At 73.2% G+C, this 13764-nt stretch carries 16 protein-coding genes; 8 read left to right on the top strand and 8 right to left on the bottom strand.

What is annotated here, in order from left to right; all coding sequences use genetic code 11:
- The 3 genes from ACH47X_RS01955 (at position 1) to ACH47X_RS01945 (ending at position 2872) form a co-directional block, all read left to right on the top strand.
- Complete coding sequence (locus tag ACH47X_RS01955; RefSeq protein WP_397400890.1) at positions 1–1578, top strand: hypothetical protein; 1578 nt, start codon at positions 1–3, stop codon at positions 1576–1578.
- 77 nt (positions 1579–1655) lie between these two features.
- A complete protein-coding gene (locus ACH47X_RS01950; protein WP_142033615.1) occupies positions 1656–2288 on the top strand; it encodes a ClpP family protease in 633 nt (210 codons plus the stop codon).
- Entirely contained in the window at positions 2285–2872 is a 588-nt protein-coding gene (locus ACH47X_RS01945; protein ID WP_397400888.1) for a ClpP family protease, read from the top strand. The genes ACH47X_RS01950 and ACH47X_RS01945 overlap by 4 nt, the downstream gene beginning before the upstream one ends.
- A 31-nt stretch (positions 2873–2903) precedes the next feature.
- On the opposite strand, the gene ACH47X_RS01940 is transcribed toward ACH47X_RS01945, so the two are convergent.
- On the bottom strand, positions 2904–3287 hold the full coding sequence (locus tag ACH47X_RS01940) for a helix-turn-helix domain-containing protein (protein ID WP_397400886.1): 384 nt from the start codon (positions 3285–3287) through the stop codon (positions 2904–2906).
- A 99-nt stretch (positions 3288–3386) separates the two neighbouring features.
- Between ACH47X_RS01940 and ACH47X_RS01935 the strand changes: the two genes are divergently transcribed.
- A complete protein-coding gene (locus ACH47X_RS01935) occupies positions 3387–3980 on the top strand; it encodes an HhH-GPD-type base excision DNA repair protein (RefSeq protein ID WP_397400884.1) in 594 nt (197 codons plus the stop codon).
- Between the two features lie 32 nt (positions 3981–4012).
- Here the strand turns inward: ACH47X_RS01935 and ACH47X_RS01930 are convergent, their stop codons facing one another.
- The 5 genes from ACH47X_RS01930 to ACH47X_RS01910 form a co-directional block, all read right to left on the bottom strand.
- On the bottom strand, positions 4013–4900 hold the full coding sequence (locus ACH47X_RS01930) for a hypothetical protein (protein WP_397400882.1): 888 nt from the start codon (positions 4898–4900) through the stop codon (positions 4013–4015).
- A gap of 222 nt (positions 4901–5122) precedes the next feature.
- Positions 5123–6226 carry an alpha/beta hydrolase gene (locus tag ACH47X_RS01925; protein ID WP_397400880.1) on the bottom strand — a complete coding sequence of 368 codons (1104 nt, stop codon included), beginning with the start codon at positions 6224–6226 and terminating at the stop codon, positions 5123–5125.
- Positions 6227–6435: 209 nt separating this feature from the next.
- On the bottom strand, positions 6436–7305 hold the full coding sequence (locus tag ACH47X_RS01920; RefSeq protein ID WP_397400878.1) for a putative RNA methyltransferase: 870 nt from the start codon (positions 7303–7305) through the stop codon (positions 6436–6438).
- Between the two features lie 34 nt (positions 7306–7339).
- Positions 7340–8395, bottom strand: coding sequence for a diaminopropionate ammonia-lyase (locus ACH47X_RS01915; protein WP_397400876.1), 1056 nt, complete (start codon positions 8393–8395; stop codon positions 7340–7342).
- Between the two features lie 41 nt (positions 8396–8436).
- Complete coding sequence (locus tag ACH47X_RS01910; RefSeq protein WP_397400874.1) at positions 8437–8892, bottom strand: DUF1772 domain-containing protein; 456 nt, start codon at positions 8890–8892, stop codon at positions 8437–8439.
- Positions 8893–9085: 193 nt separating this feature from the next.
- On the opposite strand from ACH47X_RS01910, the gene ACH47X_RS01905 reads away from it, so the two are divergent.
- From ACH47X_RS01905 to ACH47X_RS01895, 3 genes are all read left to right on the top strand, one after another.
- Positions 9086–9709 carry a DUF4126 domain-containing protein gene (locus ACH47X_RS01905; RefSeq protein ID WP_397400872.1) on the top strand — a complete coding sequence of 208 codons (624 nt, stop codon included), beginning with the start codon at positions 9086–9088 and terminating at the stop codon, positions 9707–9709.
- On the top strand, positions 9693–10802 hold the full coding sequence (locus tag ACH47X_RS01900) for a winged helix DNA-binding domain-containing protein (RefSeq protein WP_397400870.1): 1110 nt from the start codon (positions 9693–9695) through the stop codon (positions 10800–10802). The genes ACH47X_RS01905 and ACH47X_RS01900 overlap by 17 nt, the downstream gene beginning before the upstream one ends.
- 73 nt (positions 10803–10875) lie before the next feature.
- Positions 10876–11559 carry an SIMPL domain-containing protein gene (locus tag ACH47X_RS01895; RefSeq protein WP_020016921.1) on the top strand — a complete coding sequence of 228 codons (684 nt, stop codon included), beginning with the start codon at positions 10876–10878 and terminating at the stop codon, positions 11557–11559.
- On the opposite strand, the gene ACH47X_RS01890 is transcribed toward ACH47X_RS01895, so the two are convergent.
- Positions 11529–12629: a P1 family peptidase gene (locus ACH47X_RS01890; RefSeq protein ID WP_397400867.1), complete on the bottom strand. Its 1101-nt coding sequence runs from the start codon at positions 12627–12629 to the stop codon at positions 11529–11531. The genes ACH47X_RS01895 and ACH47X_RS01890 overlap by 31 nt on opposite strands.
- Before the next feature lie 89 nt (positions 12630–12718).
- Here ACH47X_RS01890 and ACH47X_RS01885 point away from each other — a divergent pair, with 89 nt between their 5' ends.
- Positions 12719–13168, top strand: a complete 450-nt coding sequence (locus ACH47X_RS01885) for a TIGR03668 family PPOX class F420-dependent oxidoreductase (protein WP_397400865.1) — start codon at positions 12719–12721, stop codon at positions 13166–13168.
- Between the two features lie 188 nt (positions 13169–13356).
- Here ACH47X_RS01885 and ACH47X_RS01880 read toward each other — a convergent pair whose 3' ends face one another.
- Positions 13357–13734, bottom strand: coding sequence for a VOC family protein (locus tag ACH47X_RS01880; RefSeq protein WP_036964004.1), 378 nt, complete (start codon positions 13732–13734; stop codon positions 13357–13359).
- Positions 13735–13764 lie beyond the last annotated feature (30 nt).

Genomic DNA, 13764 nt, shown 5'->3' with positions numbered 1-13764 from the left:
ATGCGACACGAACGGCTCACTCGCCATGCCCGTGACCTGACGACACGCTCCCTGGACTGGATGGACCAGCAGTGGGACCCGGAGGCCGGCCTGCTGCGCGCACCGGAGGAGCCCGGGGGCGGGGGCGGCGCGCCCGTGGGGCACATGGTGCGCGAGACCGGCTGGTACGCGCTCGGCCTGCTCGTGCGAAACCTGCCCGCCCGCTCCGGTGCGGACCCAGCCGACGACGCCGCGGAAGCGGACCTCGACCGCGCGCGGCAGGCCCTCGGGCGCGTCCTGGACCACCAGCTCGATGCCCCGGGCGAGCGGTTCCACGGTACGTGGCTGCGCGGTCCGCACGAGCAGCGCCCGACGACGGAGTCCGTCGAGTGGCGCGACTACGACCCGAACTGGCGCGAGTTCATCGGCACCACGCTGGTCATCGTGGCGACCGAGTTCCCCGAGGCCCTGGACGGCGAGCTGGGCCGCCGCGTCGACGCCGCGCTGCGGCTGGCGGTCGAGGGCACGCTGGCCCGCGGTGTCGACCCGAGCTACACGAACATCGCGCTCATGACCGCTTTCCTGCTGCAGGACGCCGCCGTCCGCCTGGGCGAGCCCGCCTGGGACGCGCCGGCGCTGCGGCTCGCGGAGCAGGTGCTCGCGCGGTTCCGGGTGGACGGGACGTTCGACGAGTACAACTCCCCCACCTACTACGGCATCGACCTGTACGCACTGGCGCTGTGGCGGCGGTACGCGCACCAGCCCCTGCTGCGGTCCGCCGGCGCCGAGATGGAGGCGGGCCTGTGGCAGGACACCGCGCGGCACTACCACGCGGACCTGCGCAACCTGGCCGGACCCTACGACCGGAGCTACGGCATGGACCTGCGGCACTACGCCTCCGGGATCGGGCTGTGGATCTGGGCGGCCGTCGGGCGCGACCTGGCGCCGTTCCCGGAGACCGGCCGGCCGTTCCGGCACGCGTGGGACCTCGCGCTCGGCCCGGTCGTCGCCGTCCTGGGCGCCGAGGTGCCGGACGACGCCCTGGCCCACCTGACCGGGTTCCGCGGCGAGCGGCAGGTGGACCAGGTGATCGTGCGCGACCCATGCCGGGTCGCCACGTCGTGGGTCGGCGAGCAGCTGCTGGTCGGCGCGGAGGACGTCGGGGGCGAGCGCGGGAACCTGGCCGACCAGTTCCACCCGGCGACGGTGCACTGGGCGGTCGGGTCCGGAGCGGACGACGGCGGAGCGGACGACGGCGATGCCGGACCAGTTGCCGACGTCGGCTGGATCCGGCTGGTCAGTGACCTGACCGTCGATGCCCGGGCCGATGGGCAGTCGCTGGCCCTGACCTGCACCGGGCACGGCGGCGGCGACCTCGCCCTCGCGTTCCAGGTCCGGGCCCCGGGCCTGGACCCGGCCGGGTTCGCGGCGGACCGCTGGGCGCTGCCGGGAATGGGGGCGGTGGTGCAGGCGGAGGCCGACCTGGTCGCCGTCGAACCCGACCCCAGGGACGACACCTGGTGGGTCCGTTACGTCGCCCGCGCCGTCCCGGCCGACCGGCCGGTCCGGTTCGCGCTCGCCCTGCGGATCACGGACTGACCGCTCGCTGCTCTGAGCAGTGCTGCTGAGGGCAGATCCGCCTCCCCGAGGGCTGCCCGCCGGGGCACGGTGGGCGCATGACCGAATCACCGAAGGCGCCCCAGTTCGGCGAACGCTCCCGCCGCGACCTGTACGAGCGGCGTGTCCTGGTCCTCGACGGACCGCTCGACGACGACAACGGCACGCTGCTGATGACGCAGCTGATCGCGCTGGCCACGGAGGACCCGGCGTCGGACATCGACCTCTGGATCCACTCACCGGGCGGGTCGGTACCGGCGATGCTGGCCATCCGCGACCTGATGCGCACCATCCCGAACGACGTGTCCACGCTCGTGCTGGGTATCGCCTACAGCGCGGGCCAGTTCCTGCTGTCGGCGGGCACGCACGGCAAGCGCCGCGCGCTGCCGAACGCCCGCGTGCTCATGCATCAGGGGTCCGCGGGGATCGCGGGCACCGCCGTCGACATCGAGCTGCAGGCCGACGACCTGCGGCACACCCGCGACACCGTGCTGCGCCTGATCTCGGAGGACACCGGGCAGCCGGTAGAGCGCATCTTCGACGACTCGCTGCACGACCACTGGTACACGGCCGAGGAGGCGCTGGAGTTCGGGTTCATCGACACGATCGTGAGCGGCTTCGACGGCATCCGGCCGCGGGAGCGCGCCCGGACCGGGTTCAGCACGGCGACGACCGAGGGGGACGCGCGATGAGCAGCTACACGATCCCCAACGTCATCGCGGCGCACCCGCGGGGCGAGCGCATCATGGACGTCTACTCGCAGCTGTTGAGCGAGCGGATCATCTACCTCGGCACGGCGATCGACGCCGGTGTGGCAAACGCGCTGATCGCCCAGCTCATCCACCTGGAGTCGAGCAGCCCGGACAGCGACATCCAGCTCTACATCAACTGCGAGGGCGGCGACCCGAGCGCGGGGATGGCCATCTACGACACGATGCGCTACATCCGGTCGCCGGTGTCGACCACCGTCGTGGGGCAGGCGGTCGCCGTCGGCGCCGTGCTTCTGGCCGCCGGCGCCGAGGGCAAGCGGGCGGCGCTGCCGCACGCGCGGGTCATTCTGCACCAGCCGGCCGCGCAGGGCCGGGGCGCGATCCCGGACCTGATCCTGCAGGCGGACGAGGTGGTCAGGATCCGCGCCGACATGGAGGCCGCGCTCTCCCGGCACACGGGGCAGAGCGTCGGCACGCTGCGCACGGACACCGACCGGGACCGGATCTTCACGGCCGGCGCCGCGCTGGAGTACGGGCTGCTGGACCACGTGATCGAACAGCGCTGAGCGGGGCGGCCTGGGTCGGACGCCGTCCGACCTAGGCCGCCAGCGCGAACGCCGCCCGGCAGGTCGGCTGCCCCCAGGTCCCCTGGACGGTGGCCAGCCGGTCGGCGACCGCGCTGACCAGGTCGACCAGCGTGATGTCCAGGGCACCTGCGATCGCGGCGATCATCTCGCTCGACGGCTCCTTGACCCCCCGCTCGATCTCCGAGAGGTACTGGGGCGAGATCCCTGCCCGTCGCGCGGTCCGGTCGAGGGTCTCGCCGCGCTCGTGCCGCAGCTGCCGCAGCCGCTCCCCGACCAGGTGCCGCCACAGGGGCTCGCGTCTCGTCCATGACGGCCGGGCCGACGGCGGCGGGGCGTCGGTGTCCGGAGGCACGTCGTCGTGCACGGGCTGCGGAGGCGGGGCGGTCTCGGCCATGGCTTCGAGCGTAGGGCGGCCCCGCCGACGGGGCGGGGCGTTCTGCTGAGAGCAGCGGGCGCCCGGGACGACGGTGGACGGATCGGGCACTATGGAGGCATGGCTACCGACCTCTGGATCACCGGCGACCCCGACACGGACCGGCTGCTCAGCGACGACCCGTTCGCCCTGCTGGTCGGCATGCTGCTCGACCAGCAGTTCCCGATGGAGCACGCCTTCGCCGGCCCCGGCAAGATCCGTGACCGCATGGGCTCGTTCGACGTCCGCGCGATCGCGGAGGCCGACCCGGACGAGTTCGTGACGATGGCGACCACTCCCCCGGCGATCCACCGGTACGGCCGCTCGATGGCGGGTCGCGTGCTGGAGCTCGCCCACGTCGTCGTCGACGAGTACGACGGCGACGCCGCCCGGATCTGGACCAACCCCGGGGCCGATGGCGGCGCCCCGACCGGCCGCGAGGTGCTCAAGCGGCTCAACGCGCTGCCGGGCTACGGCGAGCGCAAGGCCAAGATCTTCCTGGCGCTGCTCGGCAAGCAGCGCGGCGTCCAGCCGGAGGGCTGGCGCGAGGCTGCGGGCGAGTTCGGCGAAGACGGATCGCGCCGCTCCATCGCGGACGTGACCAGCGCGGAGACGCTGCAGGAGGTCCGCACGTTCAAGAAGGCCCAGAAGGCGGCCGCCAAGGCTGCTGGCTGAGCGGAGACCGCCGAGCCGCGGAACGGGCGGGCTCAGTCGGGCAGCACCTCGACGTACCGTCTCGCCTCCTGGTAGAACGTCCAGTCCGACATCGCACGCAGGTGCTCGAACGCCTCGGCCAGGTCGGCCTCGTCAGACGCGCCGAAGCTGACGAGCCGCACCTCGAAGCCGGGCCCGTTCGCGACGCACTCAAGGGCCGCCTCACCGTTGTCGAACGGTTTCTCGTGACACTCCCCGAACGTGAGACCGTTCCTGGAACGGTCGTCGTGCACCGTCGCGGTCGAGCTGACATGGACCTCTTCGCCGTCCGGCATCTGGTACACCGCGACGGAGGATCCCTCACCGAGCGCGATGTACTGCTCTTCGTAGCCGGGTCCGGCCAGCGTGTACGGCACGCCGTGCGCCGCGGCACGCTCCCGGAAGTCACCAGTCGCCGTGACCGCGAACCAGACGGCCGGGACCAGCACCGGGCTCAGCAGGACGAACCCCGCGATCGCCCGACCCACCTTTCCGATCCGGGGCTGCCCGACCGCCGCCGTCGCACCGGCGATGATCCCCGTGGCGAGCATCGCGAGGCCCGGACCCACCGACATGGGCGATGCCGCCTGCAGGTACCAGGCAGCCAGGGCCGCAGAGGCGACGACCGGCGCCACAACCCCTGCGGCAACCGATCCGCCTGCCCAGCGCACGACGGCGCCGCACGCGACCCCTAGCAGCAGGACGCAGACGCCGAGGACGAGCGCTGCCAGCAGCAGTGAATCCGCGCCCCAGACCAGCAGGATCGACCAGAACCCGACGGGAACGAGTGCCAGCCCGCAGATCAGGCCGACCAGCAAACTGGCCCAGGCGGCACGGCGCCGGTCGGGGCCGTCGCCGGGCTCGTCGGAGTCACGCTCGACGAGGTGATCCACATCCGACACAGGAACCTCCGCATCCCTCGGCGACGCCGAGTCTGCCAGGGGCAGTGGCGGGTGTCATGGAAACTGACGGACAGGCTTGACGCGCCTCACCGGCTTACCGTCGCACCGTCACGGACGAGCGGATGCGCGAGCGGGCCGCCCGCCTGGGCGAGCGTCTGCGCCAGGAGGACGGCATCGGCCGGACGGCGGAGCTGTTCACCAGCTCCCTGCGCACGACCCCGGCTACCGGACCCGCTGCCGCGCGAACGCCTCGGCGGTGAAGGCCTCGACGGCGTTGACGACCGCCGCGAACCGCGGAGACCAGTACAGGTCGAACCCGTGGTGGGCGCCCGGGAGCTCCGCGTGGACGACCAGGTTCCGGGAGTCCGCGCGCAGCCGCTCGGCGAACCGGCGGGCGTCGGCGACGGGCACGAGTGAGTCGTGGGTGCCGTGCACGACCATGACCGGCGGCGAGTCGGGACGGACGCTCTCGGTCGGCGACGTCTCCGGGCGGTCGTCGAAGTAGCGCCCGAGGTAGCCGCCGAGGGACACGACGGCACTCACCGAGGTGTCGGCTTCCTCGAAGCCGGGCTGGTAGGCCGGGTCGCCGTGGGTGAACGCGGCCATCGCCGACATGTGCGCGCCGGCCGAGGAGCCGGACAGGACGATCCGTTCGGGATCTGCGCCCCACTCCGCGGCGTGCTCACGGACCCAGGCGACCAGCCGCTTGGCGTCCACGACGTGGTCCTCGAAGCCCGCGGCGGGGCGCAGCCGGTAGTTCGCACTGATGCAGATCCAGCCCCGCTCCGCGAGGCGGTGCAGCATCGGCAGGGACTGGGAGCTCTTGTGCCCGGTGGTGTAGTAACCGCCGTGGAAGTGGATCAGCACGGGCGCACCGGCGACCGTCCCGCGGCGACGGTACAGGTCCATGCGGTTGCGCCTGCTGGCGGGACCGTAGGAGAGGTCCGCGAACCGCTCGACCGACCGCGGACGGACGGCGAAGGGGAAGCCGAGGACTCGCCACAGCGGCACCCGGCCCGAGACCGCGATCGGCCCCATCGCCCGGCGAAGGACCGACGGCGTCGTGGCCCCGCGCCAGATCTGCAGGCCCAGGCAGGCGGCCGCGACGATCGCGGCGCCGAGCGCGACGGGCGAGGCGAGGTCGCCCTCGGCAAGCGCGAGCGCCGTGCTGGCACCGAACGCGAGCGCCGCGAGGACCGGCAGCTCGTTGATCGACATGGTGATGAGGAAGACCGACGTGCCCAGCGGCATCGGCACGCGCGGCAGGCGCAGCACGGGGAAGGCGAGGATCGCGAGGCCGATGAGGTAGCCGAGGGGGATGCTCATGGCTCCCAGCCTTCCGGGCGCGGCGGCCGGACACATCGGTCGACGGGCCACGGGCCACCCTGCCGCCGGACCGGGTGCCCCCTACTTTGGTCGGTCGGTCGGGCGCTCGCCACGGCACGATGCCTGGTAAGGCTCGTTGCCGACAGAGTGGCCGGACCCACGCGTGGAGCAGGAATCGCGGGCCGGTGCCGGTGCCGGTGCCGGTGCCCTCACCGCCGCCGGTAGGCCGTGGCCAGGACCGACACCGTCACCTCCGCGGGGAGTGTGCCCTCGTCGTCGCGCAGGTCCGCCTCGGTGACGTGGCGCGCGCTGGGCGTCATCAGCACCAGGTCGACCGCCTCCTGGCGGGTCAGCGGCGTGGTGTACTCGACGCGCTCGGTGCGGGCCTCCTCGAACCAGGGGTCGAGTGCCTGGTGGAGGCGGTCCTCCTTGTCCGGGTCGACGGACACCATCCCCGCGACCTGCCGGCGCAGCTCGGCCAGGTGCCCGCCGAACGGCCGCACGACGACCAGCGTCCCGCCCGGCCGCAGCACCCGGTGGAACTCGGCCGGGTTCCGCGGCGCGAACACGTCGAGCACCACGTCGACCTGCTCCGAGCCGATCGGGAACGGCCGGAAGACGTCCCACGTAGCGGCCGCGGCCCGCTCGTGGGCCTTGGCCGCCGTGCGCAGGGCGTGCGCGGAGGTGTCCAGCCCCAGGCCGACGGCGCCCGGCATCGCGTCCAGCACGCCCGCGAGGTAGTAGCCGGTGCCGCAGCCGACGTCGACGACGGTGGCGGGCGGCCTGGCGCCGTCGCCCGCGCCCGCGGACTCGCCCGCCAGGTCCGCGACGGCGTCCTGGACCGCCTCGTACCGGCCCGCGGCCAGGAAGTCGCGGCGGGCGCGCGCCATCGGCCCGTCGTCCCCGCTGGTGGCCCGCGTGCCCGTCAGCAGGCTCACGTACCCGTGGCGGGCGACGTCGAAGCTGTGCCGGCGCGAGCAGCGCAGCGCGCCGGGCGCCGTGGTGAGCGCCTCGCCGCACGACGGGCAGCGCAGCAGCGGGAGGATCGGGTCGAGGGCGGCGGGGACGGCGACGGGCACGGAAAGCTCCTGGCGGGGTGGTCGAGAGGGCGGGCTAGACGCGGTCCTGCGGGACCGGGTTGGCGGCCCGGCCCTCGGTCGACAGGAGCAGGACGACGGCGTCGGCCCCCAGGCCGATCGCCTGGCGCCATCCCGGCTGCCCCAGGACGAGGCGGGCCGCGGCGAGGGTCGCGGCGCCACACGGTCCGGCGTCGACCCCGGAGCGGGCCAGGTCGTCGACGGCGGCGGCCGCCTGGTCGTCGGAGACGGTGACCGCGCCGTCGAGCCCGTCACACAGGACGGGCCAGGCAAGGGCCGAGACCGTGCCGCAGCAGAGGCCGGTCATGATGGTGTCGCCCACCGGCGCGGTGACGGGCCGACCCGCGCGCAGCGACGCGACCAGCCCCGCCGCACGGTCGGGTTCGACGGCGAGCAGCGTGCCGCCGCCGGCCCCCGCGGTGCGGTAGTGGCTCACCACGGCCTGGGCGAACGAGCCGACGCCCACCGGGACCACCACCAGGTCGGGCGCGGCGACGCCGAGCGCCGCGAGCTGCCGGTCGGCCTCGAGGCACAGCGTCGTGTAGCCGTCGACGATCCACTGCGGGATGTCGGTGTAGCCGTCCCAGGACGTGTCCTGCACCAGCAGCGCCGTCGGGTCGGCGGCCGCGTCGGCGGCGGCACGGGCCACGACGTCGTCGTAGTCACCCTCGGACTCGACGGTCCGCGCGCCCTCGGCCGCGATGGCCTTCTTGGCCGCTTCGGTGATGCCGGGCGGGTAGTAGATGGTCGCCTCCGCGCCGACCAGCGCCGCGACGTGCGCGACGGCGCGGCCGTGGTTGCCGTCGGTGGCGGCGTAGAGGCGGACGGCGGTGCCGCGCACGGCGTCCCGGACGGCGTCCAGCGTGATCGTGGCCAGGCCGAACCGCTCCCCCAGGGCGCGCGCGATCGCGTACGACGCCCCGAGCACCTTGAAGGCTGGCAGCCCGAGCCGGCTCGACTCCTCCTTGACGAGCACCCGTCCGACGCCGAGCTCCGTGGCGAGGCGCGGCACGTCCCGTAGCGGTGTGGGCGCGTAGCCGGGCAGGGTGCGGTGGAAGTCGATGGCGGGCACGTCGACGATTGTCCCCGACGCCCGGCCCGGCGCCCGACCCGTCAGAGGAGCCCGACCGCCGCGAGCGCCGTCGCCACGACGCCCGCGAAGGTGCGCACGTGGTTCCAGGAGGTCCACGGCCGCCGGTAGGCGCGCCATTCCGCGGCCTTGTCGTGCGCCGCGAGGAGACGGTTGTTCAGCGGTACGTTCAGCGCCATCGTCACGCCGAAGGTGCCGACCAGATAGACCGCCGCGGCGGCGAGGATCCAGGCTCCGCCGGCGCGCCCGTCCACCAGACCCCAGATGCCGGTGATCCCCGGGACGAGCAGCGCGCCGAAGAAGATGCTCATGAAGGCGGGCAGCGGGGCGGTCTCGTTGATGCCGTTCATCGCCTCGCCCGCCGCTTCGTCGGACGCGCGGGCGAGGCCGCTCATGACGAACGACGAGAACCCGAAGAAGACGCCGGCGGACAGGCCCAGCAGCACCACCGATGCGACGGCGAAGATCGTCCAGATCATGCAAGCCTCCAGGTCAGCGCAGCGGCGCGGCGTATCACAACCACTCTTCCACGTGGAGGCCCGTCAGTTCCAGGAGTACGCCGACAGGTGAACCCGGACCGCCCGGGTCCCCCGTGACACTCGGATAACAGATCGGGCACACCGGACACGTTTGACCCACGGAGTGTCGGTGTGCCATGGAACACTTCGGCTCATGCTCGAAATTGCCACCGGAAGCGGGCTCGCCTTGTCGGCGGGCCTCAACGCATGGATCCCGCTCATCTTCCTCGGCGTGCTCTCGCGCTTCACCGACCTGGTGGAGCTGCCGGGTACGTGGGCGTGGCTGGAGAACGGCTGGGTGATGGCGATCCTGGTCGTGCTCCTGGTGCTCGAGTTCGCGGCGGACAAGATCCCGGTGCTCGACTCGATCAACGACGTGGTGCAGACCGTGATCCGGCCCACCGCGGGTGGTATCGCGTTCGGCGCGGGCTCGATGTCGGAGACGGCGACCGTCACGGACCCGGCGGCCTTCGTGCAGTCCGGGCAGTGGATCCCGATCGTCGCGGGTGTGGTGCTGGCCCTCGGCACGCACGCGGCCAAGGCGGGCGGCCGCGTGGTCGCCAACACGGTGTCGGGTGGCACGGCGGCCCCCGTGGTGAGCGCGGCGGAGGACGCGACCAGCATCGGTGTCTCGTTCCTGGCGGTCCTGGCGCCGCTCGCGATCATCCCGGTGATGATCCTGTTCGTGGTCGGTGTGATCATGCTGATCCGGAGCCTGGTGAAGCACCGGCGCGCCCGGTTGGCGGGGCAAGGCGGCGGGGATGCCTACTACGTCTGAGGTCGAGGGCCTCCAGCGCGCCCGGCTCACCTCCGTGGGCCTGGGCGCGCTGCGGACCCCGGGCGACGACAGGGCCGACGACGGCGCCGTGCCCGGGGTCGTGGCCCGGCTCGGTGCCGTGCAGTCGCAGGAGCTGCACTCGTCGGCCTGGGGCGTGGCGCAGCGCCTGACCGCGCCCGCCACGCTGGAACAGGTACAAGCGGCCCTGGCCGACGGCTCGGTCCTGCGCACGCACATCCTGCGACCCACCTGGCACTACGTGGTCCCCGAGGACCTGGCGCCCCTGATGACGGCCACCGCGCCTCGGATCCGCCGGGCGATGGCCTCGACGGAACGGTCCTACGGCTTCGACCACGCGGCCCTCCCTCGCAGACATGACGTCGTCGTCGACGCGCTGGCGGACGGCCCGCTGACCCGCAAGGAGATCGGCGCCGCGCTCGCCGAGGCCGAGGGCGCACCGCTGGATGCCTGGCACCTGGGCCAGCTCATGATGCACGCAGAGCTCGACCTGATCGTGGCGAGCGGTCCGATGCGTGGCAAGCAGGCCACCTACCGGCTGCTGCCGGAGCAGCGGCCCTGGGACGAGGACGCCGCCCGCGCCCACCTGGCCCGCGTGTACGTGCGGGGGCACGGTCCGTGCCGCGCCGAGGACGTGGCCTGGTGGGGCACCCTGACCAAGACCGCGGCCCGGGCAGCCGTGGCCGACGCCGGGCTCACCCCGCACGAGATCGCGGGTCTGACGCTCTGGACCGACGGCGACCTGCCCGGCCCGGCCCCGGCGGGCACCGTGCGCCTCCTGTCGGTCTACGACGAGTTCTTCTGCCACGACTTCAAGAGCTGGCCGTCCCTGACCCGTGACGGCATGCCGAGCCGCTGGCTGTACACCGGCCTCGTCGTGGTGGACGGGATGATCGCCGGCGGGTGGTCGCGGGTGCTCAAGGCCCAGACCGTGGAGCTCACGGTCGAGCTCATGGACGAGCCGTCGGCCGCGGTGTGGTCGGCGCTGGAGGCCGAGGCCGGGCGGTACGGCGCGTTCTGCGGCCTCGAACCCACGCTGGCCCGCGGCCCGGTGGGCAAGGGCACCATCGGCTGACCCGCCGACGAGCAGCGCGCGGTACGGCGCGCCGGGGTGGCGTCGTCCGCGCCCGGGTGGGCAGACTCCGCACATGACTCGTATCGCCGTCGAAGGTCAGGCCAAGCGCACCCACCCCGCCGAGCGCGGGACCGTCAACCTGCACGTCGCGTTCTCGGGCACCCTCCGCAACGACGTGGTGGAGCAGGTGGCCCGGACCCACACGATCCTCGTGGACCAGGCCAAGGCGCACGTCGAGTCGGGCGCCGCGGAGAAGTGGGACTCCGCCTCCGTGCACTCGTACGTCTACGACGACCGGGTCAAGAGCTCCGGCTCGGGCGGCAAGCAGCGCATCCGCCGGTTCCGGGCCTCGGCGCGGCTCTCGGTCACGTTCAGCGACTTCGAGGTCCTGTCCACGTGGCTCGCGGACATCATGGACGTCGAGGGCGTCGAGATCGACTGGCTGAACTGGACCCTGACCGACGAGACCCGCAAGACGCTGCAGGCGGAGGCCCGCGTCGAGGCCGCCGAGGAGACGGTGGTGCGCGCCCAGTCCTACGCCGACGCGCTCGGCCTGGGCCCGGTGTCCCCCGTCGCCATCTACGAGGCAGGGCTGCGTGGGGGCAACGACGGCGGGAACACCCCGATGTACGCCATGCGGGCCGGCGCGATGGCCGCCCCCGGCGGCGGCGCACAGGTCGAGCTGCAGCCCCGCGACATCGACGTCGAGATCACCGTGTCCGCCGACTACGAGACGGGCCCCGTCGTCGAGGCCTGAGGCAGCACCCCGGCGGAGCGCAGCCGGCCGAGCACCAGGTCGTGGGGCACGGCGGTCGCCGTGCCGCGGTGCCCCACGGTGGTGGTCGCCGTGAACAGCGAGTTGAGCAGGGCCTCCTCCGTCGCGTCCATCGTCGCCGCGAAGAGGGGGTCCAGGTCGCCGTCGGCCACGCTGCCCGACGGCGCGACACCCGGCGCGGCGGCGCTCGTGCTGAACGCCAGGGCGTAGTCGCCGCTGCCGCCCGTGAAGTCGGAACCCACCCGCGCCATCGCGAACACGGCCCGGCGCGCGACCCGGCCGAGCTGGCGCGCGTCCAGGGGCGCGTCGGTGGCGACGACGATCATGCAGGAGTTGCCCTCGGGCTGGTTCGTGGCGTTCGTCGGCGCGCCGGCGGCACCGGCCGGGCTCGCGCCGTCGTCGACCGGCCGGATCGGGACGCCGCGCACGGTGAGCGTGCCCGAGAAGTTGGACTGCACCAGCACGCCCACCGTCCGGCCATCGACCAGGCGGGACGACGTGCCGATCCCGCCCTTGAACCCGAGCGCTATGGTGCCCGTCCCGGCGCCGACGCAGCCCTCGCCGGGCAGGCCGGGGGCCGCGCCGTCGAGGGCTGCCAGTACGTGCGCCTCGGTGACGGGCCGGGCCCGGATGTCGCTGAGCCTGCCGTCGTTGGTCTCGCCCACGACCGGGTTGAGGGTGCGGGTCTCCTCGTGCCCGGGGCCGGCGAGCACGTGCGTGACCAGGGCGTCCGCGGCACGAAACGCGCTCAGCGTGGCCGTCAGCAGGATCGGCGTCTCGATCTCGCCCAGCTCGGCCACCTGGGTGGCGCCGACCAGCTTGCCGAACCCGTTCCCGACGAACAGCCCGCACGGCAGGCTGCGCCCGCCGTCGCCCAACGCGTCAGGGACGATCGCCGTGACGCCCGTATGCAGGCGGGGCGGGTCCACGATCGTGGTGTGCCCCACCCGCACACCAGGCACGTCGGTGATCGCGTTCAGGGGGCCGGTCGCGAACGGCCCGACGAGAATCCCGAGCTCGCGCACCCGCCGGGGTCGCTGGTTGTCCGTCATGGGAACAGCATGCGCGATCGACCCAGCCGACCTTTGCGGATGAGCGGCAACCGAACCGGCGGGCACCCGCGGCGCGGCAGAATGGCAGCGTGCGCCTCGATGCCGACACCTGCCGCTCCCGGTTCGCCGCGGCCCGGCACGCCTGTCTCGCCACGGCCGACGACGACGGTGTGCCGCAGCTCGTGCCGATCACGTTCGCGCTGGTCAGCGCCGTCGGCGGCACGGCTGCGGACGCACCGGCCGACGAGATCGTCGTCGCCGTCGACCACAAGCCGAAGACCACACGGGACCTGAAGCGCCTGCGCAACATCGCGGCGAACCCGCGCGTCGCCGTACTCGCGGACCGGTACGACGACGACTGGTCGCGCCTGTGGTGGGTGCGGGCGGACGGCGTCGCCGCCGTCGAGCACGACGGCGAGCCGCGGGAGGCGGCCCTCGACGCGCTGGCCGCGCGGTACCCGCAGTACCGCGATCACCGGCCCGACGGCCCGGTGATCCGGGTCCGGGTGGGCCGGTGGTCGGGCTGGGCGCACGGCTAGGTGCCGGCAGCTGTCACCGCCGCCCGACGGCGAACGTAGGGTCGGTCGGCTTGAGACGGCTCTTGGGCCGAGCAACCCTACGTTCGACGCCGAGCAACTCCCCCACGAGGCCTAAGTTTCTTCGCTTTGACGCGGCCGAAAGCGAAGAAACTTGGGCCTCGAAGGGGACTTCCGGGTCGGAAGAACCGTCAGACCCACTGCACCAGCTGCCACACGATCCCGTTGGGGTCGGCGAACTGGCAGTAGCGCTCGCCCCAGGGCTCGGTCTCGGGCGGTGTGACGACCTCCGCCCCGGCGGCGGAGATGCGGGCGAACTCGGTGTCGAGATCGTCCACGACGAACGCGATCAGCAGCCCCTGGCCTGCGGGGCCGGCGATCCGCTCGGGCTTGAACGTGCCGAGCCCGACACGCAGGAACACGATGTTGAGGCCGGCCGTCGGGTGCTCCAGCGACACGAACCCGTCGTCGGACATGGCCTCGGTGAACCCGAGGTGCTGCTTGGCGAACTCGGCCGACGCCGCGACGTCGGGCACGTTGAGGGACAGGGCGGTACCGGTGATCTTCAAGCTGACTCCTCGCTCCATAAACCTTGTACG

Origin of the sequence: Promicromonospora kroppenstedtii (assembly GCF_044389675.1) — a bacterium.
Classification (GTDB): domain Bacteria; phylum Actinomycetota; class Actinomycetes; order Actinomycetales; family Cellulomonadaceae; genus Promicromonospora; species Promicromonospora kroppenstedtii.
Note: the sequence above shows the minus strand (reverse complement) of the source record. Positions and strands in the feature narration are given on the sequence as shown.

Excerpts from the sequence above, each read along its gene's own strand:
- ACH47X_RS01955 (WP_397400890.1), top strand. The coding sequence starts at position 1 with ATGCGACACGAACGGCTCACTCGCCATGCCCGTGACCTGACGACACGC.
- ACH47X_RS01950 (WP_142033615.1), top strand. The coding sequence starts at position 1,656 with ATGACCGAATCACCGAAGGCGCCCCAGTTCGGCGAACGCTCCCGCCGC.
- ACH47X_RS01945 (WP_397400888.1), top strand. The coding sequence starts at position 2,285 with ATGAGCAGCTACACGATCCCCAACGTCATCGCGGCGCACCCGCGGGGC.
- ACH47X_RS01940 (WP_397400886.1), bottom strand. The coding sequence starts at position 3,287 with ATGGCCGAGACCGCCCCGCCTCCGCAGCCCGTGCACGACGACGTGCCT.
- ACH47X_RS01935 (WP_397400884.1), top strand. The coding sequence starts at position 3,387 with ATGGCTACCGACCTCTGGATCACCGGCGACCCCGACACGGACCGGCTG.
- ACH47X_RS01925 (WP_397400880.1), bottom strand. The coding sequence starts at position 6,226 with ATGAGCATCCCCCTCGGCTACCTCATCGGCCTCGCGATCCTCGCCTTC.
- ACH47X_RS01910 (WP_397400874.1), bottom strand. The coding sequence starts at position 8,892 with ATGATCTGGACGATCTTCGCCGTCGCATCGGTGGTGCTGCTGGGCCTG.
- ACH47X_RS01905 (WP_397400872.1), top strand. The coding sequence starts at position 9,086 with ATGCTCGAAATTGCCACCGGAAGCGGGCTCGCCTTGTCGGCGGGCCTC.
- ACH47X_RS01900 (WP_397400870.1), top strand. The coding sequence starts at position 9,693 with ATGCCTACTACGTCTGAGGTCGAGGGCCTCCAGCGCGCCCGGCTCACC.
- ACH47X_RS01895 (WP_020016921.1), top strand. The coding sequence starts at position 10,876 with ATGACTCGTATCGCCGTCGAAGGTCAGGCCAAGCGCACCCACCCCGCC.
- ACH47X_RS01890 (WP_397400867.1), bottom strand. The coding sequence starts at position 12,629 with ATGACGGACAACCAGCGACCCCGGCGGGTGCGCGAGCTCGGGATTCTC.